General features: G+C 66.6%; 18 protein-coding genes. 15 read left to right on the forward strand and 3 right to left on the reverse strand.

Annotated elements, in window-relative coordinates; genetic code table 11:
- Nucleotides 1-37 precede the first annotated feature (37 nt).
- The 3 genes from KVF89_RS30320 to KVF89_RS01940 are packed head-to-tail and all read right to left on the reverse strand — an operon-like array spanning nt 38 to nt 2,619.
- A complete protein-coding gene (locus KVF89_RS30320; protein ID WP_257422870.1) occupies nt 38-1,114 on the reverse strand; it encodes a helix-turn-helix domain-containing protein in 1,077 nt (358 codons plus the stop codon).
- Between the two features lie 22 nt (nt 1,115-1,136).
- Nucleotides 1,137-1,589 (reverse strand): MaoC family dehydratase, encoded by a 453-nt coding sequence (locus tag KVF89_RS01935; protein WP_257422871.1) that lies wholly within the window; start codon nt 1,587-1,589, stop codon nt 1,137-1,139.
- Nucleotides 1,590-1,605: 16 nt separating this feature from the next.
- Entirely contained in the window at nt 1,606-2,619 is a 1,014-nt protein-coding gene (locus KVF89_RS01940) for an NAD(P)H-quinone oxidoreductase (protein ID WP_257422873.1), read from the reverse strand.
- A gap of 193 nt (nt 2,620-2,812) precedes the next feature.
- Here KVF89_RS01940 and KVF89_RS01945 point away from each other — a divergent pair, with 193 nt between their 5' ends.
- The 15 genes from KVF89_RS01945 to KVF89_RS02015 all read left to right on the forward strand — a co-directional run bounded on the left by KVF89_RS01945 (nt 2,813) and on the right by KVF89_RS02015 (nt 19,088).
- Nucleotides 2,813-4,372, forward strand: a complete 1,560-nt coding sequence (locus tag KVF89_RS01945) for an ABC transporter substrate-binding protein (protein ID WP_257422874.1) — start codon at nt 2,813-2,815, stop codon at nt 4,370-4,372.
- A 13-nt stretch (nt 4,373-4,385) separates the two neighbouring features.
- Entirely contained in the window at nt 4,386-5,327 is a 942-nt protein-coding gene (locus KVF89_RS01950) for an ABC transporter permease (protein WP_257422876.1), read from the forward strand.
- Nucleotides 5,300-6,226 (forward strand): ABC transporter permease, encoded by a 927-nt coding sequence (locus tag KVF89_RS01955; RefSeq protein WP_257422877.1) that lies wholly within the window; start codon nt 5,300-5,302, stop codon nt 6,224-6,226. Before KVF89_RS01950 ends, KVF89_RS01955 begins: the two co-directional genes overlap by 28 nt.
- Nucleotides 6,223-7,224: an ABC transporter ATP-binding protein gene (locus KVF89_RS01960; RefSeq protein ID WP_257422878.1), complete on the forward strand. Its 1,002-nt coding sequence runs from the start codon at nt 6,223-6,225 to the stop codon at nt 7,222-7,224. The genes KVF89_RS01955 and KVF89_RS01960 overlap by 4 nt, the downstream gene beginning before the upstream one ends.
- Entirely contained in the window at nt 7,221-8,279 is a 1,059-nt protein-coding gene (locus tag KVF89_RS01965; protein WP_257422879.1) for an ABC transporter ATP-binding protein, read from the forward strand. Before KVF89_RS01960 ends, KVF89_RS01965 begins: the two co-directional genes overlap by 4 nt.
- A 55-nt stretch (nt 8,280-8,334) precedes the next feature.
- Nucleotides 8,335-9,156 carry an SDR family NAD(P)-dependent oxidoreductase gene (locus tag KVF89_RS01970; RefSeq protein WP_257422881.1) on the forward strand — a complete coding sequence of 274 codons (822 nt, stop codon included), beginning with the start codon at nt 8,335-8,337 and terminating at the stop codon, nt 9,154-9,156.
- 158 nt (nt 9,157-9,314) lie between these two features.
- Entirely contained in the window at nt 9,315-10,475 is a 1,161-nt protein-coding gene (locus KVF89_RS01975; RefSeq protein ID WP_257422883.1) for an acyl-CoA dehydrogenase family protein, read from the forward strand.
- A 26-nt stretch (nt 10,476-10,501) separates the two neighbouring features.
- Entirely contained in the window at nt 10,502-11,626 is a 1,125-nt protein-coding gene (locus KVF89_RS01980) for an acyl-CoA dehydrogenase family protein (protein ID WP_257422885.1), read from the forward strand.
- 70 nt (nt 11,627-11,696) lie between these two features.
- Entirely contained in the window at nt 11,697-13,313 is a 1,617-nt protein-coding gene (locus KVF89_RS01985) for a long-chain-fatty-acid--CoA ligase (protein WP_257422886.1), read from the forward strand.
- A gap of 39 nt (nt 13,314-13,352) precedes the next feature.
- Nucleotides 13,353-14,087 carry an SDR family NAD(P)-dependent oxidoreductase gene (locus KVF89_RS01990; protein WP_257422889.1) on the forward strand — a complete coding sequence of 245 codons (735 nt, stop codon included), beginning with the start codon at nt 13,353-13,355 and terminating at the stop codon, nt 14,085-14,087.
- A gap of 59 nt (nt 14,088-14,146) precedes the next feature.
- Nucleotides 14,147-15,289: an acetyl-CoA C-acetyltransferase gene (locus KVF89_RS01995; protein WP_257422891.1), complete on the forward strand. Its 1,143-nt coding sequence runs from the start codon at nt 14,147-14,149 to the stop codon at nt 15,287-15,289.
- Between the two features lie 10 nt (nt 15,290-15,299).
- A complete protein-coding gene (locus KVF89_RS02000) occupies nt 15,300-16,058 on the forward strand; it encodes an SDR family NAD(P)-dependent oxidoreductase (protein ID WP_257422893.1) in 759 nt (252 codons plus the stop codon).
- Between the two features lie 94 nt (nt 16,059-16,152).
- Complete coding sequence (locus tag KVF89_RS02005; protein WP_257422895.1) at nt 16,153-16,896, forward strand: FadR/GntR family transcriptional regulator; 744 nt, start codon at nt 16,153-16,155, stop codon at nt 16,894-16,896.
- 153 nt (nt 16,897-17,049) lie between these two features.
- Nucleotides 17,050-18,267: a CaiB/BaiF CoA transferase family protein gene (locus KVF89_RS02010; protein ID WP_257423010.1), complete on the forward strand. Its 1,218-nt coding sequence runs from the start codon at nt 17,050-17,052 to the stop codon at nt 18,265-18,267.
- The gene (locus KVF89_RS02015; protein WP_257422896.1) at nt 18,264-19,088 is read left to right on the forward strand and encodes an enoyl-CoA hydratase/isomerase family protein; all 825 of its coding nucleotides are present in this window, start codon (nt 18,264-18,266) and stop codon (nt 19,086-19,088) included. Before KVF89_RS02010 ends, KVF89_RS02015 begins: the two co-directional genes overlap by 4 nt.
- The last annotated feature ends 6 nt before the right edge of the window (nt 19,089-19,094 follow it).

Consider the following 19,094-nt stretch of genomic DNA (forward strand, 5'->3'; position numbering starts at 1 on the left):
CTGCTTCGCTGGCTTTCGAGCAAGGCAGCGGTGTGGGTCACTCCCCGCCGTCGTCCTGCCACAGGCGATATAGGCACAGGCAGATGAAAAGCTGGGCGCGACGATAGGGCTCGGTCAAGGAGTACCCGAGCTCGGCCTCAGCCTTCTGCACCCAGTAAGTCACCGAGTTGTGATGAACATGGACCTGGGCCGCAGCCTTGCGCAGTGAGTCCGTCGTCGCGTAGGCCTCGAGCATCTGGAGGACGTGTTCCCCGTGCTGCTCGGCTAGCGTGGCGAGTGACTTCACATCGGGGACTATCTCGATGTCCGTGCGATCGAGCCGGCACAGCGCCGCAAGCCCGGAGAGGCGGCCACCGTCGAGCCAAACACCCGCGACCGGCTGGTACGGGCCACGGTCGTGAAGCGAGGGGCGGGCGAACCGGTAGGCGTCACGCGCGGTGAGATAGGCCGTTGAAGCGTGGTCGGCTTCCACGACTCGGCCGTGCGCGGCCCGAACTCCTGTCGGGACGCCGGGGACGGCGACCGGTCCGACGTCGGCGGCTGCTAGCAGCACCACGGTCTTGTCGCGGCGTGTGGTGCGCGCGATGACGCGCTCGATGTCCCCGAGTGTGGCGACGAAGCCATCCACGCGGTCGGCCTGACCGCTGCAGATTGCCACCCGGACCAGTGCTCCGGCGGTCAGTCCGAGCTGCTTGCGAGCCCATCCCTGGGCGACCTCGCTGGACGAGGGATCCAGGAGGAGGTCGATCGGCGGTGAGATGGAGCTGGCGCCGGAGATGCCCCAACGCTCCACCACGGTCACGGTCAGGGCAAGACGATCAAGGAAGTGCGCGGCGAGCAACCCGGGTTTGGCGTCCACCCAGACAAGCCCACCAGTGGCGACCGAGCTGGCTGTCGCTCCGTCCGGTGCGACGACCGACAGCGCTCCGCCGCGCGCGTCCCGCGCCGCCCCGCGCCCATCGGCTCGGCGCCGACCGACAGCGCTGCTCACGAGTGCCGCCGCCTGTTCGATCAACCTTTCCAGACTCGTGCCCTGGAGCAGCTGCCCGTCGAAAAAGGCCGTGATCGCCGACTCCGTGGGCCACCCTGGCGGATCCGATCGTGGATCGTCCACGTTTCGGCACCTCCCGCCGTCGCTACGCTGCGTAGACAGTCAGGGCCTCGACCACGCAGGCCGGTTTGGCCGAGCCCTCGAGCTCGATGGTAAACCGCACGGTCACCAACGTCCCGAGTTTGACCGTGCGCGACTCCACCAGTTCGGCCCGGGCACGCAGTCGCGCGTCGACGGGCACTGGCTGCGGGAACCTCACCTTGTTCGTACCGTAGTTCACCGCAACGCTGACGCCGTCGACCCGATACATCTGTTGGGCAAGGAACGGAACGAGGGACAGCGTCAAGAAGCCGTGGGCGATGGTCGACCCGAAGGGGCCCCTCGCGGCGCGGACCGGATCGGTGTGGATCCACTGATGGTCGCCGGTCGCCTCAGAGAACTGGTCGATTCTTTCCTGAGTCACGGTCAACCAGTCACTGACGCCGATCTCAGTGCCGCCCGCGGAGGTCAGCTCACTGAGGCCGTTATAGACACGCATAAGGACTCCCAACGCCCTACGCGGAGGCGGTTAGATCGAGAACGATCTTGCCCATGTGCTGGCTCGATTCGAGACGAGCGTGGGCTGCGGCGACCTGCTCAAGCGGGTACGCGCTGTCGAGTGCTGGCTTGACCGCACCGGACTCGAGCAAGGGCCACACATCGGAGCGCAGCCCCCGGATGACCTCCGCCTTCTCGTCGATCGATCGCGCCTTGAGGGTCGCAGCCTTGATCGTGAGCCGCCGACGCAGCATCACACGGAGGTCGACCGGCGCGACCGACTCCGATGACAGTGTCGCGAGCACAGAGAGGCGGCCATCCAGGGCAAGCGCCTGGAGGTTGCGTTGCATGTAGTCGACTCCCACCAGGTCGACGATGAAGTCGACTCCGCGGTCGTCGGTCCACGCCTTCACCGCCGGTAGGAAGTCGTCCTCGCGGTAGTTGATCGCCAGGTCGGCGCCGAGCTGACGGCAGAACTCCACCTTCGCCTCGTTCCCCGCGGTCGCTGCGACGGTCGCGCCGAGCGCCCGAGCGAGTTGGATCGCCATCGAGCCGAGACCGCTGGACCCGCCGTGCACAAGCACTGTTTCGCCGTCGCGGACCGGACCGCGACGGACGATGGCGTCCCACGCGGTGCAAAGATTCTCCGGCAGGCTCGCGGCCTCGAGCATCGTGAGTCCCTGGGGCACCGGAAGCAGATGCTCGGCGGGCACAACCCCGTAGTCGGCGTTGCCGCCGATCGTCAGAGCGCACACGCGGTCCCCAATGCTCCAACCGTCGACTCCGTCCCCGACCTCGGCGACCTCGCCGGCGAGCTCCAAACCCAGAACGTCGGGGGCGCCCGGCGGCGGGGGGTAGAGGCCCTGCCGCTGGATCGTGTCAGGACGACTGACCGAGCTCGCGAGGACTCGCACCAGCACTTCGCCGGCGCCCGGGCGCGGGACGGATCGACGCACGATCACAGCAGCCTCCGGGCCGCCGGGCTCGGGCGCGACAACGCAGCGCATCTCGGTGGGCAGGCTCAAGGTCATCATCAGGTCCTTCGGTCGGCAGGGCGTGCGAGTTCAGTTCGCAGCCTGGTTCGAATGGTAATCCAAACGTCCGACAATAACAAAAAGCGACAGGTGTAGAAAAACCTCGCTGTGACTGTTGTCGGACCGCAACCTGTATGACTAGGGTCACACGTGTCGCGGCGCCCGCCCGGCAGACCCAAGGAGTTTTGGCATGCGCTCGAGGCTGCTCACCGTCCTGACGTTTCTCTGTATTGCAACGACCACGGCATGTGGTGGAGCGGACGGGAGCACCGACTCCACACCGGACCCGGACGGCACCATCACCGTGCTCGACGTGAACCCGCAGCCCAACGGCACCATGGATCCGCGAACGGCCAAGAACGACTCAGGGCCAAGCCAATCACCGCTCTATGCCGTATTCGACCGTCTGATCGGCTTCGACGAAGAGGGCACCCCCATCCCACAGCTCGCAACGGAATGGTCGTACTCCGATGACCTGACCGTCGTGACGCTCACACTGCGCGAAGGAGTCACCTTCCACGACGGCACCGCATTCGATGCCACGGCAGTGAAGGAGAACCTCGAGGCCGCGAAGACTCTTGACGCTGATGTCGGCTCGACCTTCCGTGCCGCCGCGGCGCAGATCGCCTCAGTCGAGGCGACCTCGCCGACCGAAGTCGCTATCACCCTCACCGCACCCGACGGCGGCTTCATCTACGCGCTCGGCACGCAGATTGGCATGATGATTAGCCCTGCCGCGCTCGGAAGACGCGGCCTCGAGATGGACCCTGTCGGCACCGGTCCGTTCGTCCTCGAAGAGTTCACGCCGAACGAGTCGACGTCGATGGTGCGCTACGACGACTACTGGGATGGGGTCAAGGACCGACCCAAGCGCTTGGTGATGAAGTACGTCACCGACGAGACGACCCGTCTGAACGCTGTCCGCTCAGGCGAGGCGACCGTGGCCAGCGTGACCCCACAACAGATAGCCACCGCGGAGGGCGCGGGACTCGAGGTCAAGATCAACCCGTCCGGCAGCCGATGGACGATGTACCTGAACACGTCAGGCGCCCTTGGGGAACCACTGGTTCGCCAGGCACTGATGTACGCGATCGATCGTAAGTCAATCGCGGCGGCCCTGGGCTTCGGCACCACCGAACCCACCGTGCAGCTCATCCCCAAAGGCCAGCCGGGACACATCGACGGCGCCGAAGACGACTACGCATTCGACCCAGACAAGGCCCGCGAGCTTCTCGAACAGGCGGGCTACCCCGACGGTCTTACTCTCGGGTTCCTGCTCCTGAACCTGTCCGACTACACCCAGATGTTCGACGTGGTCAGTCAGCAACTGAAGGACGTCGGCATCACCCTCGACGTCAAGACGATGGACATCAGCCAGAGCCTCCCGGCCTTCCAAGACGGATCCGGCGGTGACATCTGGATGGTGCGATGGGGCGGCCGCGCCGACCCCCTCCAGACGCTCGAGATCGTCGTCGGGCCGGGTGGCACCTACACGCCAGGCGGGGTCGTCAGCGAGGACCTCGCCGACGCACTCGAAGCCGTGTCGGGATTCAGCGTTGACGACCCGGCCCGCGCAGAAGCGATCGAGGAGGCCAACCGCATCACGATCGAGAGCGCCGCAACCGTCCCGATCATCGACCGCCCGATCATCTATGCCTACAAGAAGGGATGCGTCTCGGGGCTAGAGCCGTATCTGGCGTCGAGCGCCAACGACTGGCGCGACGTGACCGTAGGCGTCGGATGCAGCTGAACGGGGGCGGCTCATGCTGACCTTCGTCCTGCGACGACTCGGGATCCTGCTCCTCACCTTAGGACTGGTCACCGTCATCGGATTCCTCCTGATCCACATCACCCCCGGTGACCCCGCGGTGGCAGCCGCGGGCCCCGACGCAGACCAGGCGACGATCGCGGCGACACGGGTCGAACTCGGGCTCGATCGTCCATTGGTAGTCCAGTTCTGGGAGTACACGACCGGTCTGGTGCGTCTGGACTTCGGGACGTCGTTCGACGGAGGCCGGCCGGTGCTCGACGCGATCACTGACCGGCTGCCGGCAACGCTGAGCCTGGTCATCGCATCGCTTCTCGTGGCACTGCTGATCTCCATCCCGTTGGGGGTCGGCACTGCCGTTCATCGCGGCTCGATCTGGGACAGGATCGGCGTCCTGCTCGCGTCGCTGGGTGTGGCGCTCCCGGACTTCTTCGTCGGGCTCGTCTTGGTGTTGGTCCTGGCGTTGCAACTGGGAATATTCGATGCCACCGGCTACGTGCCACTGTTCGACGATCCGATCCAGTGGGCCTATCTCCTGGTCCTACCGGCTCTGACGCTCGGGACGACCGTGGCCGCGGAACTCACTCGACACATTCGGGCCTCGGTGTCCGATGTGCTAGAGCTCGACTACGTCCGAACGGCGAGGTCTAAGGGGCTTGGCAGCACGCGGGTGATCCTGAAGCACGCGAGCCGCAATGCCGCGATGCCGGTCGTCACCGTCTTCGGTAACCAGATCGCGCGCCTGCTGGGCGGAACCGTGATCGTCGAGCAGATCTTCAGCATCCCGGGCATCGGCCAACTGCTGGTGCAGTCGGTCTTCACCCGCGACATTCCCATGGTCCTGGGCATCGGGATCTTCATCGCCATGATCGTGCTTTTGGTCAACGTCCTGATCGACCTGTCGTACGGATGGTTGAACCCGAGGGTGCGTGCGTGAACAGGAGTCAAGCCGTGAACGTCACTGCGTCCCGAGAGCGCGGCAGGGGACTGCGTCAGACATTGACCCGCGGCGGTGGCGTCGACCGCTTCCGACGTCAGCCTCTGGCTGTGGCCGCCTTGGTGTTCGTCGTCGTCATCACGACGGTCTGCATCCTTGCGCCGCTACTCACCCCGTATCCCTTCGATCGTGGGGTCCTGGCCGACACGCTCCAAGGCCCCAGCGCGAGGCATCCGCTGGGGACCGACGATGTTGGCCGCGATGTACTGAGCCGCCTGCTGTACGGGGGCCGAACGACACTCCTGGCTGCGGTGCAGGCGACAGGGTTCTCCGTGATCCTCGGGGTACCGGCCGGACTCATAGCAGCGTTCGCAGGTGGCTGGGTCGACGCTTGTCTGTCACGAGTCGCAGACGCCATCATGACCTTTCCGGCACTCCTGCTTGCCGTGGTCATCATCGGCATCACAGGACCCGGCCTCACGAACGCAATGATCGCGATCGGCGTCGTCTACGGTCCGCGGCTTTTCAGGGTGGCGAGGGCGGCCGGGTTGGCGGTGCTGAACGAGACCTACATCGCTGCCGCCAAAACCGTCGGCTGCAGTCCGCTCCGGATCCTGATGCGCCACATTCTCCCCAACGCCTTGTCGCCGTTGCTCGTCCAGGTCTCGCTGACGATGGCGACGGCCGTCCTCGCGGAAGGGTCGCTCAGCTTCCTCGGGCTGGGCGTCCAACCCCCTCAGTCCAGTTGGGGAGCGGTCCTCGGCCGATCAGTCCCGCAGATGTCACAGCACCCTGTGCCCGTCATCGCCGCCGGTGTGCTCATCTCCCTGTTGGTGCTGTCCTTCAATCTCCTGGGCGACGGCATCCGTGACTCCATCGGACGGGAGCGGAAGTCATGAACACCGACTTGGTCGGCCAGCACGTGCTCGACATCAACCATCTGACGGTCGAGTTCCGCACAGTCTCCGGGTGGTCACCGGCCGTGCGAGACCTGTCGTTGACCATCGGACGGAACGAGGTGTTCGGCCTCGTCGGAGAGTCCGGCTCGGGCAAGAGCGTCTCGGCAATGAGCATCCTCGGACTCCTGCCGCGTCGCGGCACCCGCATTGGTGGTGGCCACGTCCGACTGGGAAAGACCGATCTGCTCGGGGCGACCTCGAAGCAACTCGACCAGGTCCGAGGCTCACGAGTGGGGATGATCTTCCAAGAGCCGATGACCAGCCTCAACCCGGCCTACACGATCGGTGAGCAGATCGCCGAGAGCGTCCGGCGTCACCGCGGTGCCACGCGGCGACAAGCGTGGGACCGTGCCGTCAGTCTGCTCTCGAGAGTCGGCATCCCCACCGCTGCCAGGAACGCCGAGCGCTACCCCCACCACTTCTCCGGTGGGATGCGTCAGCGAGCAATGATCGCGATGGCCCTCGCATGCGAGCCCGAGCTGCTCATCGCGGATGAGCCGACAACAGCGCTCGACGTGACGGTCCAAGCCCTGATCCTCGATCTCATCGCGGAGCTTCGGGCCGAGTCCGACATGAGCGTCCTACTCATCACGCACGACCTCGCCGTGGTCTCCGAAGTCGCCGATCGAGTCGGCGTGATGTACGCCGGAGAGTTGGTGGAGCAGGCCTCCACGGCTGACGTGTTCAACGCCCCGCAGCACCCGTACACAAGCGGCCTGCTGTCGTCGATCCTCGCGCTCGATTCCACGCGGGAATTCGCCGGCATCCCCGGAAGCGTGCCGAGCGTCGACCGCGAGTTCCCAGGCTGTCGGTTTGCGGACCGCTGCGCCTTTGCGACCGACGCATGCACGATTAGCCCGGTGGCTCTCCGCCGAAGCGCGGGGCGAATCCACCGCTGCCTGCGATCCGACGAGCTGGTCCTGGAGGGTGCACGATGAATCCGATCTTGAATCTAGAGCGAGTCACGGTGGAGTTCGTGCGTCAGCGTGCGGTGGGGCGTCCGCGCCAAGTCCTGCACGCGGTGAACGAGGTAGACCTAGAGATTGCGCCGGGCGAAGCAGTTGGGCTCGTTGGCGAGTCGGGCTCTGGTAAATCCACCGTCGCGCGAGCTATCACCGGTCTCAATCCAGTCACCTCCGGCGCAATAGGCGTCGACGGCAACAGCGTCCTTCGCGCCAAAGGCAAGGACCTGCGAATGCTCAGGCGCCGTTTCCAGATGGTGTTCCAGGACCCGTACTCGTCGCTCGATCCTTCAATGTCCATCGGGTCCACCCTCACCGAGTCGCTGACGGTTCATGGGCTGGAACGAGGGCCGGCGGCCGTGGAACGGGCGGCTGACATGCTCCTCGCGGTGGGGCTTCGCTCAGCCGACCTCGCCAAGTACCCCCACGAGTTCTCTGGGGGCCAGCGCCAGCGGATCGCGATTGCCCGCGCCTTGATGACCGACCCGGATCTGATCATTCTGGATGAAGCCGTGAGCGCGCTCGACGTGTCGACTCGGGCCCAGGTGCTCGACCTTCTCCAGGGATTGCGGCGAGACCGCCGGCTGGCTTACCTCTTCATCGGTCACGACCTCGCGGTCGTACAGCGTATGAGCGACAGAATCGCCGTGATGTATCTCGGCCGGATCGTCGAAGTTGGACCCGCCGATGACGTCATCAGGAACCCGCAACACCCCTACACGGCCTCCCTCCTGGCGTCGGTACCGCAGGTCGGTTCGCGAGGAGCGGAGCGAGCGGCAGAGTTGCGTCGTCGTCTCCATGTCCGCGCCGATCCGCCAGACCCGTGGAATCCTCCGAGTGGATGTGCCTTCGCTACGCGGTGCCCTTTCGTCATGGAGATGTGCCGCGCCGAGACTCCGCCAGCAGTAGAGATTGCCTCAGAAGCGGTCTCCCGCTGTCACCTGGCCACCGACGCGGGCCGAGGGACGGAGTCTGAAGCGCGCTGGGACAGGGCACGCGAGTTTCTCGCCATGCCCAGCCCAGCGTCATGAGCGCAGCAGCGCTTCGCTGATCGATCATCACCCAAGCAACGGAAGGTACGACAAGGTGAACACCACCACCCGCGACACGAAGGACGAGACCATGACTGACCTGACCGATGACCGGCACCGGGGTCCCGACTTCACCGGGCGTGTTGTGGTCGTGACTGGCGGCGCCCAGGGAATTGGTTTCGCCTCGGCTCAGATCATGGGCCGTGGGGGTGCGTCAGTCGCGATCCTGGACTTTGACAAGGACGCGGCGGATCGCGCCGTGGCGGGCCTCTCGGCGCGCGGTGCCCGCGCCCTTGCGCTCCACGCTGACGTCACTGACCAGCTCAGCGTGAAGGCCGCCTTCGACGAGGTGCGAACGACCTTCGGGGACGTCGACGTCCTGGTGAACAATGCCGGCGTGGCGGGACCGAACCGGCCGGTCTGGGAGACGCCCCCCGACTTCATGCGGAGCATGTTCGAGGTCCACGTCATGGGCGCCTACCACTGCATCGTGGAGGCCGTTCCCGGCATGATCGAGGCGGGATACGGCCGTATCGTCAACGTCGCGAGCGTCGCGGGGAAAGAGGGCAACGCAGGCGGGGGAGCCTACTCCGCGGCGAAGGCAGGCCTGATCGGACTGACCAAGTCGCTGGGCAAGGAGCTTGCGCGCAAGGACGTGTTGGCCAATGCTGTCACGCCGGGCATGGTCACGACCGGAATCAGCACGCGAAGTGGCGTCTCCGAGGAACGCAACCGGCAGCTCACCGCACTCATCCCGATGGGGCGCCAGGCGCATCCGGACGAGCTGGGCCAGCTCATCGCCTTCGTCGCCTCGGACCGCCTCACCTTCACCACGGGTTCGGTGTTCGACGCCAGCGGCGGGCGGGCCACGTACTAGCGGACCGAGGCGGGTGCTCTGCCCGAATCGTCCCGAGACAGACATTGGATTGTAAATGTCCAACCTTCTACGGTATGTTCGAGGCGACTGCGGTAGATGGACGCTGCCGTGGAGCGAACGACCGACCTGGATGGATGCGAGGACGAGACGACATGCGCATGAGGCTCTCGAACGACGAGGCGTTGTTCCGTCAGGAGATCCGTCAGTTCTTCAGCACCCAGATCCCCGAGGACATCCAGGAGCGGTCGGCCGCGGGTGAGACCCGCGAGCCGGACGACATCGCGGCCGTGCAGCGAATCCTGAACGAGCACGGCTATGCGGTCCCGAGCTGGCCTACTGCCTGGGGCGGGCGTGACTGGTCGCCGGTGCAGGAGCACGTCTTCCTCGACGAGATGCACCTCGCGCACGTCCCTGAGCCGCTCACGTTCAACGTTGACATGATCGGCCCGGTCCTCTGCGAGTTCGGAACCGACGAGCAGAAGGCGCGGTTCCTGCCCGGCACGGCCAACCTCGACATCTGGTGGTGCCAGGGTTTTTCAGAGCCGGACGCTGGCTCGGACCTCGCCTCACTCCGCACCAGCGCCGTGCGCGACGGCGCCGAATTCGTCGTGAACGGTCAGAAGACCTGGACGACCCTGGCGCAGCATGCGGACTGGATGTTCGCCCTGGTGCGGACCAACCCGGATGCACCCAAGCGCCAGAAGGGCATCAGCTTCCTCCTCATCGACATGCGAAGTCCGGGGATCACCGTCCGACCGATCACGCTGCTCGACGGCAGCGTCGAGGTCAACGAGGTCTTCCTCTCCGACGTGCGAGTGCCCGTCGCGAACCTCGTCGGTGAACAGGACCACGGGTGGACGTACGCCAAGTTCTTGCTCGGGAACGAGCGGACCCGCGTCGCGCGAGTAGGCGTGTCCAAGAACCGACTCGCCCAGGCGAAGCGCCTGGCCGGCGAGACCCCTGCGGGTCGGGGGACCCTGCTCGACGATCCGATCCTGCGGGCGCGGATCGCCGAGATGGAGAACGAGCTCGCGGCCCTCGAGGTGACGCTCTTCCGCGCAACGTCGGGCGATGTCGACCAAGCCGCGATCGCCTCCATCCTCAAGCTCCGGGGCAGTGAGCTGCAGGAGCAGACGACCGAGCTGATCGCCGACATCGCCGGTCCCACTGCCCTCGCGGTCGACGGCCCATCCGACGAAATCCCGCGATGGGCGCAACGGTCAATCCGCTCCTACCTCACCCAGCGGAAGGTCGGCATTTACGGAGGCTCCTCCGAGGTCCAGCGCATGATCATCGCCAAGACCCTGACCGGTCGCTGAGCGCACGACGACGATAGCGAGACATCATGGATTTCACCTTGAGCAGGGAGCAGGCGGCACTTCGTGACGCCGTACGCGAGCTCTACCGACGTTCCTACGACATCGAGCGTCTTCGCGAAACGGCCACCGCAGATCGCGGCTGGCGCGCCGACGTCTGGCGATCCTTGGCTGACACCGGCATCCTCGGGCTGGCCATCCCCGAGGACCTCGGAGGCGCCGGGGCCGGCATCGTCGAGGTCGCCACCGTGATGACGGAGCTGGGCCGAGTCCTGGCCCCGGAACCAGTTCTTGACTCCGCCCTGATCCCCGCCGACCTCCTCCTTCGGAGCAACAATCCACGACAGTGGCAGGAGACCCTCGAGGGAATCGCGAGCGGAGAGCTCCTCGGAGCGATCGCTCACGAGGAATGGGGCGACCGTTGGCCACACCGTGCTATCGCAACGTCGGCGACCGAGACGATTGACGGTTGGATCCTGAGTGGATCGAAGCGCCTCGTCAAGCACGGGGACGTCGCCGACTTCTACCTGGTCTCCGCGCGAGCCGGAGACGACGTCGCCGTCTTCATGGTGGACGGTTCGACGCAGGGCCTATCGAGGACAGCCTTCCGGACGCCCGACCGCCGCCGGGGCGCGCACCTGTTGCTCGAGAAGTCGCCAGCGACACTCATCGAGCTGGGCGACCCCGACGCAGCACTGCGTCGTGTGGAGACCCTCGAACAGGTCGCCCTCTGCGCCGAGGCCATCGGCAGCATGGAGGAAGCGCTGCGGATCACCACCGACTACCTCGGGTCCCGCAAGCAGTTTGGCGCAGCCTTGGTCACCTACCAAGCACTGGCCCATCGGCTGGCTGACCTTCACGTGCTCGTGGAGATGGCGCGCAGCATGAGCCTGTACGCCGTCGCGGTCGTTGAGGACGGGGCGGGCGAAACGAGGATCGCCTCGCGTGCCGCGCTGCAGGTCTGCCGTTCGGCACGCGCCGTCGGGCATGAGTCCATCCATCTGCATGGCGGAATCGGTGTCACCGAGGAGTACGTCATCGGCCAGTACGCCGCCCGCCTCATGGCGATCGAGGCCCGACTTGGTGGCGCGCTCGAGCACCTGCAGCAGCTGGCATCCGGGATCGACAGCTACGACAAAGTCGCCCTGGGATGACCGGAGCGACTCCCCCCGCGACGGCGTACCTCCGCACGCCGACAGACGACCTCGAGAGGACAGGTGTGCGATGCACGGCCTGATGCAGGATCGCCCGCTCACACTGCCGCAGCTGCTACCGGGGATGGAGCGGCAGTACGCCGACTCGCGCGTGATCACCTCGTACGACACTGGCCCGGTCTCGATGACCTTCCTGGAGACCCTTGAGCGAGTCCACGCATTGGCGAGGGCGCTCGACGGGCTCGGAGTCTCAGCGGATGCTCGGGTGGCGACGTTCGCGTGGAACACGCAACGTCACTTCGAGCTGTACCTGGCCGTGCCTTGCTCGGGCCGGGTCCTCCACACCGTGAACCATCGGCTCTTCGCGGAACAGATCGACTACATCCTGCGCGACGCCGGCGACGAGGTTGCCTTCGTCGAGCGGTCGATGCTCGCGACGGTGTGGCCAGTTCTCGAGCGGTCTGCGGCGATCCGGCACGTCGTCGTCGTGAACGACGGGACCGCCGCCCCGGTCCCGGACGACCCGCGAATCCTGGACTACGACCAGCTGGTCGATGCGTCGCTCGGCTCCGAGCACCCGTTCGCCGTCGACGACGAACGTACCGCCAGCGGACTCTGCTACACCTCCGGCACGACCGGTCTGCCGAAGGGCGTCCTCTACGACCACCGATCCACGGTCCTGCATGCCCTTCTCCTGCAGGTGGCCGACGGCTACGCGATCCGACGTCAGGACGTCCTCTTCCCCATCGTCCCGATGTTCCACGTCAACGCCTGGGGCTACCCGTACGCTGCGGTGATGTGCGGCAGCACGTTGTCGCTTCCGGGCCCCGTCACGGCGCCCGAGCGCCTCGCCGCGCAGATGGAACGGGACCGGATCACGCTCGGTGCCGCGGTCACCACGGTGTGGACCACCGTCGCTCCCCACCTGGAGGGTAAGGACCTCTCGTCGGTCCGCAGCCTCATCTGCGGTGGCGGCAAGGTGCCGACGAGCCTGTCCGAGCACTACAAGGCCACGATCGGGGTCCACCTCAGCAGTGGCTGGGGCATGACCGAGACAAGCCCGGCCGCCACCTACGTCGCGCAGGCCGACGCTCCTGGGATGGCCCCCGATCGCATCGACCTCATGAGCCGTCCCGGATCGTCCCTCCCGCTGCTGCAGTTCCGGATCGTCGACCCGCCGGGTAGTACCAGTGAACTGAAGTGGGACGGCGACACCGCGGGGGAGCTGCAGGTCTACGGGCCGACGGTCGCCGGTCAGTACCTCAACCGCGACGCGACAGAAGGCTTCACCGAGGACGGCTGGCTGCGGACCGGCGATCTCGCGACGCTCGACCCACACGGCGCGGTGACGATCGTCGACCGGGTCAAGGACCTGATCAAGTCCGGCGGGGAGTGGATCTCGTCCGCCGACCTGGAGAACCTCCTGGTCAGCCACCCGGCGATCGCCGAGGCAGCGGTCATTGCCCAGGACGACGAGCGGTGGGGGGAACGTCCCCTGGCCTGTCTCGTCCTCGAGCCGGGTCACGCCATGACGGCCGTCGAGATGCGCAATTTCCTCGACGGGAAGGTCGCGAAGTGGTGGATCCCGGACGACATCGCCGTGGTCACGTCACTGCCCAAGACCGGCACGGGAAAGATCTCCAAGCTCCAGCTGCGGACCTCCCTCGCGGTAGCCGCTGACGCCTGACCAGGCCCCCTGCACACTCCGACTCAGAAGGACCCACTCATGAGCATGTCGTTCGACTTCACCGGCCAGACCGTCGTCGTGACCGGCGCCGCGCAAGGCATCGGCCTCGAGATGGCGAGGTTCTTCGTCGACGCAGGCGCCACGACCTACCTCATCGACTTCGAGGACGAGGCGCTGGCGACGGCCGCCGTCGACACCGGCGGACGTGGCGTTCGCGCCGATGTCTCATCGACGGGCGATGTCGAAGCGGTGATCCGACAGGTGATCGAGGAGACCGGCCGTGTCGATGTCCTCGTCAACAATGCCGGCATCCTGAGGGACACCGTCGTCTGGAAGCTAGCGGACGAGGACTGGGACGCCGTCCTGAACGTCCACGCCGGCGGAACCTTCCGCTTCACCCGCGCGTGCGTCCCGCACTTCCGTACCCGGGGATACGGACGGATCATCAACGTCACCTCCTACACCGGACTGCACGGCAATGTCGGTCAGGCCAACTACGCGACGGCGAAGGCCGGCATCATCGGCTTCACGAAGACGACCGCCAAGGAGCTCGCCCGGTTCGGCGTCACCGTCAACGCGATCTCTCCGAACGCCCGGACCCGAATGATCGACTCGATCCCCGCCGACCGTGCTGCTGAGCTGGCAGCCACGATCCCGATGGGCCGCTTCTCGGAGCCGGCAGAGGTCTGCTCGACCGTCGGATTCCTCGCCGCGACCGAGTCGGGCTACGTCACCGGCGTCGTCCTGCCCGTCGACGGCGGGATCTCGATCTGAGCGCCAGCAGCCCGTCCACCGTCGCGCGGGCCCCGCGCGACCAACCGTAGGAGCAACGCATGGCAGAGGCCTATCTCGTCGATGGTGTCCGGACCCCGGTCGGACGTCGCAACGGCGGACTCGCAGAGGTGCACACGGCAGATCTCGGAGCGACGGTGCTGGGCGCCCTCGTGGACCGCGTCGGGATCGATCCGGCACGGGTGGACGACGTCATCTTCGGCTGCCTCGACCAGATCGGCATGCAGGCGGGCAACATCGCGCGGACCAGTTGGTTGACGGCTGGTCTTCCGGAGACGGTGCCGGGCGTCACGATCGACCGCCAGTGCGGATCGTCCCAGCAGGCAGTGCACTTCGCGGCCCAGGCGGTCATGAGCGGCACGCAGCATCTCGTCGTCGCCGGCGGGGTCCAGACGATGAGCCGAGTGCCGATCTCAGCCAGCTGGAGCACCGACACCGTCGCGGACCCCTTCACTGGATCAGTGGGCTGGGAGAAGCGTTACGGCCACGAGGAGATCAACCAGATACGAGCGGCGGACCTCATCGCCGAGAAGTGGGACATCTCGCGCGAACGGATGGAGGAGTTTGCGCTCGAGAGCCATCGGCGAGCGGTCGACGCGGTCGACGCCGGACGGTTCGATGCCCAGATCGTGCCGGTCGGCGAGGTGGCAAGCGACGAGGGTCCGCGCCGAGACAGCTCAGCGGAGAAGCTCTCGAGTCTGAAGCTTCTGCGCCCGGGGGGTCGCCTCACCGCCGCAGTCGCCAGCCAAATCTCCGACGGAGCCTCGGCGATGCTCGTCGCGTCGCAGGAGGCGGTGGACAGGTACGGCTTGACGCCGCGCGCCCGGGTCCACCAGCTGACCGCACGCGGAGACGATCCGGTCCTGATGCTGACTGGGCCGATCTCGGCCACGAGGCACGCCTTGGCGGCCAGTGGCCTGGCGATGGACGACATCGATCTGTTCGAGATCAACGAGGCGTTCGCCTCGGTGGCGCTGGCGTGGCTCGACGAGCTGGATGCCGACCCGGCGCGCCTGAACGTCAACGGTGGCGCGATCGCACTCGGCCACCCGTTGGGTGCATCCGGAACCCGGATCATGATCGACCTGCTGAACGAGATGGAGCGCCGCGACGTCCGATTCGGTCTGCAGAGCATGTGCGAGGGCGGCGGCCTTGCCAACGTGACCATCATCGAACGAATCTGAGGCGGTTTCCATGGGTGACAGCGTGCGGGACAAGGTAGCTGTCGTAACCGGCGGCGGGCGGGGACTAGGCAAAGCCTTTGCGCTCGCCCTGGGTGCCGAAGGGGCCCGCGTGGTCGTGGCGTCCCGCAAGCGCGCAGATCTCGAGGCGGTGGTCCACGAGGCCAAGACCCTGGGGATCGAGGCGTGGGCACGCCCGACGGACGTGACGGATGAGGCGTCGGTCGACGGCCTGATCGCGGAGTCGGTCGACCACTTCGGTCAGGTCGACATCATGGTCAACAACTCCGGTGTGATCGTGACGCGACCGCTGGTCGACCTGACCCTCGAGGAGTGGGACTCGATCGTCGACACCAACCTGCGAGGCGTGTTCCTGGGCTGCAGGGCCGCAGGGCGACATTTCATCGCACGCGGCGGCGGCGGCAAGGTCATCAACATCGCCTCGAACTACGCCCTAAAGGGTTACCCGTGGCATGCGGCGTACTCGGCGTCGAAGGCTGGTGTGGTCGGGTTCACGCGGTCGCTGGCGGTAGAGTGGGCGCGCCACGACATCCAGGTCAACGCCCTGGCGCCAGGCTACACCGAGACAGACATGAGCGCCGTGGCGATGGCCGACGAAGAGTTCAACGACAGGATCCTGCGGACCATCCCGGCCCGGAGAATGGGGCGACCTGACGAGATGGCGCCGTGGGTGGTCCTCCTCGCGGGCCCCGCATCGGACTTCATGACGGGCGAGATCGTGACCGTCGACGGCGGGCAGACGGTCTTTTGAGCGGAACCGACGGCCGATCCGATGTTAGGCTCCGATGCTAACGCTGATGTTTGACATCCGACCTTAGACAGTCGCGGTCGGAGGATGGAGAGGCATGACGATCAACGCTGGCGACCCCGGCCCGCCCAAGGTCATCGGTCAGAAGGTCATGCGGCCTCGGCAGCAGGTCGAGGAAACGATCAGGCAAGCCATCCTCTCGGGCGAGCTCAAGAGCGGTGAGCTGCTTCCTCCAGAGGTTGAGCTCGCGCGCCAGTTCAACGTCAGTCGAACAACCCTGCGCGAGGCACTGCGTGTCCTGACCTCCCAGCACCTCATCACCAAGGTTCCCGGCGCGCGGGGCGGCAACTTCGTGCAGTCGGTCGACTATCAGTCGATCGGCGCTGCCGTGATCGGCGCGGTCGACAACCTCATGGCCCTCGGCAACATCGAGTTCGACGAGGTCGCGGACGTGCGCCAGCAGCTCGAGGTGCCCTCGGTGAGGCTCGCCGCCGCGCACCGGTCCGACGAACAGCTCGCCGAGCTGACCGCGATCGTCGACCGGCAGAAGTCGGCATCGGTCGACGATCCCGACGTCGCCGACCTCGATCGCCAGTTCCACACCCTGATCGCCACGGCGTCGGGAAACCGGGTCCTGGCAGCACTCGTCGCAGCTCTCCACCACGTCACCGAGCCCGTGCACTACCTGGACCTCTCACCCGATGTCGGACGCACGACCGTCAAACAGCATCAGGCGATCCTGCGAGCGATCGCGAAAGGCAACGGGGACGCCGGCGAGAAGGCGATCGTCGAGCACCTGACCTATCTGCGCAAGCACATTTCCGCAAGCTCAGACGCATAGCCACTTCCACCTGCTGCCTAATGTTGGACTTCACTTCACCTGTCTAAAGTAGTAGGATAGGTTCTGTCCGCGAGCCCGCCGACGTTCCGGAGCGGGCCCAGGAGCTTGGCACCGGTCCGCGGTTGCCTGCGCGGCAAAGGCAGGAGATGCGAGATGAGTGCACGACCGAACAGCGACCGTCCGTTGGAGGGTGTGCGGGTCGTGGACGTCACCACCTCCTATGCCGGTCCAACGGCCTCGATGTACCTCGCGGACCTCGGGGCTACCGTCATTAAGGTGGAGAAGCCTGGCGGAGGCGACGACTCCCGCGGATGGGGTCCCCCCTTCATTGACGGCACGTCCGCGTGGTTTGCCACGGCCAACCGCAACAAGTCGTCGGTCGTGCTCGACCTGCGCGACCCGGCTGGACGCGAGGCGCTCCTGCGCCTGGTCGCCTCCGCGGACGTGTTCCTGCAGAACATGAATCCGGCCAAGCTGCAGCGACTGGGGATCGACGGCGCATCGTTGCTGGACCGTCACCCCCGACTGGTGTACTGCGCGATGTCGGGCTTCGGCCTCGACGGCCCCGACAGCCATCTGCCGGGCTATGACCTCGTGGCCCAGGCGAGGTCCGGACTGATGTCGGTGACGGGCGAATCCGGTCGCTCCCCGCAGCGGGTCTCCACCGCACTGTCGGACGTGGTGACGGGGATGTGCGCCGCGATCGCGATCAACGCAGCACTCGTCCGACAGGCCCGACACGGGCGCGGTGAGATCATCGACGTCTCGCTGTTGGACACCGACCTTGCGATGATGGCTCCTCGAATCGGAGCGTTCCACGCCGGGGAACCCGAGCCGGCGCCGAGCGGGGGGACCGACTCCGTCCTGGCGGTCTACCAACCGTTCCAGACGGCAGACCGCGTCATCGTAATCGCGATCGGGAACGACATGATGTGGCAGCGATTCTGCGGAGCCACGGGGCTGGCCGACCTCGGTGCGGAGCCGGAGCTTCGCGACAATGCCGGCAGGCGTGAGCAACGTCCGCGCATCACAGCCCGGATCGCCGAGGTCCTGGCCCAGCGAACGGCAGCCGAGTGGCTCAGCGTGATGGAGTCCGTCAACGTTCCCGCCGCGATGGTCCAGTCGCTCTCGGAGGTCGTCGCGGACCCCCAGGTGGTCGCTCGTTGTGCCCTGATGGACGTGCCCGGAACGGGTGGGTCCCTGGTCACGGTGCGGAGCCCGTTCCGGCTCGCTTCGGCGCCGGAACCGCGCAACGAACGTTTCCCCGATCTGGGGGCCGACACCGAACGGGTGCTGATCGAGCTCGGCTACTCACCTGAGGAGGCGCGTGCCCTCGTGCCAGCTGTCACGGCCAGGGAGGAAGCGTCATGAACACGATCGAGTCCGACTCGAAGGACGAGCGACACGAAGGCGAGCTCGTGGTCGAGCGCGACGGCTTCGTCACCCTGGTGACGATCAACCGGCCGCAGGCTCACAACGCCCTCAACGCGGGGGTGATCGACGCACTGCGGCAGGTCGTCAGTGCGTGCGCCGCGGACGACGGCTGCCGAGTTGTTGTGATCACCGGGTCAGGACGCAAGGCCTTCTGCGCGGGTGCCGACCTGGGCGAGATCGCTGAGCTGACGCCCGATGCGGCCGAGGCGTACATGCGTGCGGGGCAAGCTGCATTCCGTCAGATCGAACGCGCGGACATCCCCGTCATCTGCGCTGTCAACGGGTTGGCGCTGGGCGGGGGATTCGAGCTGATCCTGTCCTCTACCTTCGCGATCCTCTCCTCGGAGGCGTCGATGGGACTGCCCGAGGCCAGCCTGGGTCTGATCCCCGGGTACGGAGGGACCCAGCGCCTTCCGCGGCTCATCGGACGGCAGGCCGCGACCCAGCTCATGCTGACCGGCGGTCGTCTCTCGGCCGACCGCGCCCACCAGCTCGGACTGAGTCCCCTTCCTCCCGTGGCGCCGGACGACCTCCTCCCGTCAGCCCTGGAGGTGGCACGATCCATCGCCCGGCAGGGGCCCCGCGCCGTGCGATCGATCCTGCGAGCAGTGCGCGAGGGACAGGACGCGGCTCTGGACGCCGCGCTCGCCCTCGAGTCGGGCCTCGCCGCCCTGGCGATCGCGGACGACGAGTCCCGCGAAGGTGTGGACGCGTTCCTCTCACGCCGACCACCGCAGTTCCGGGCAGACGTGCCATGAGCGCGC

The organism is Nocardioides carbamazepini (assembly GCF_024614185.1).
Lineage (GTDB): Bacteria > Actinomycetota > Actinomycetes > Propionibacteriales > Nocardioidaceae > Nocardioides > Nocardioides carbamazepini.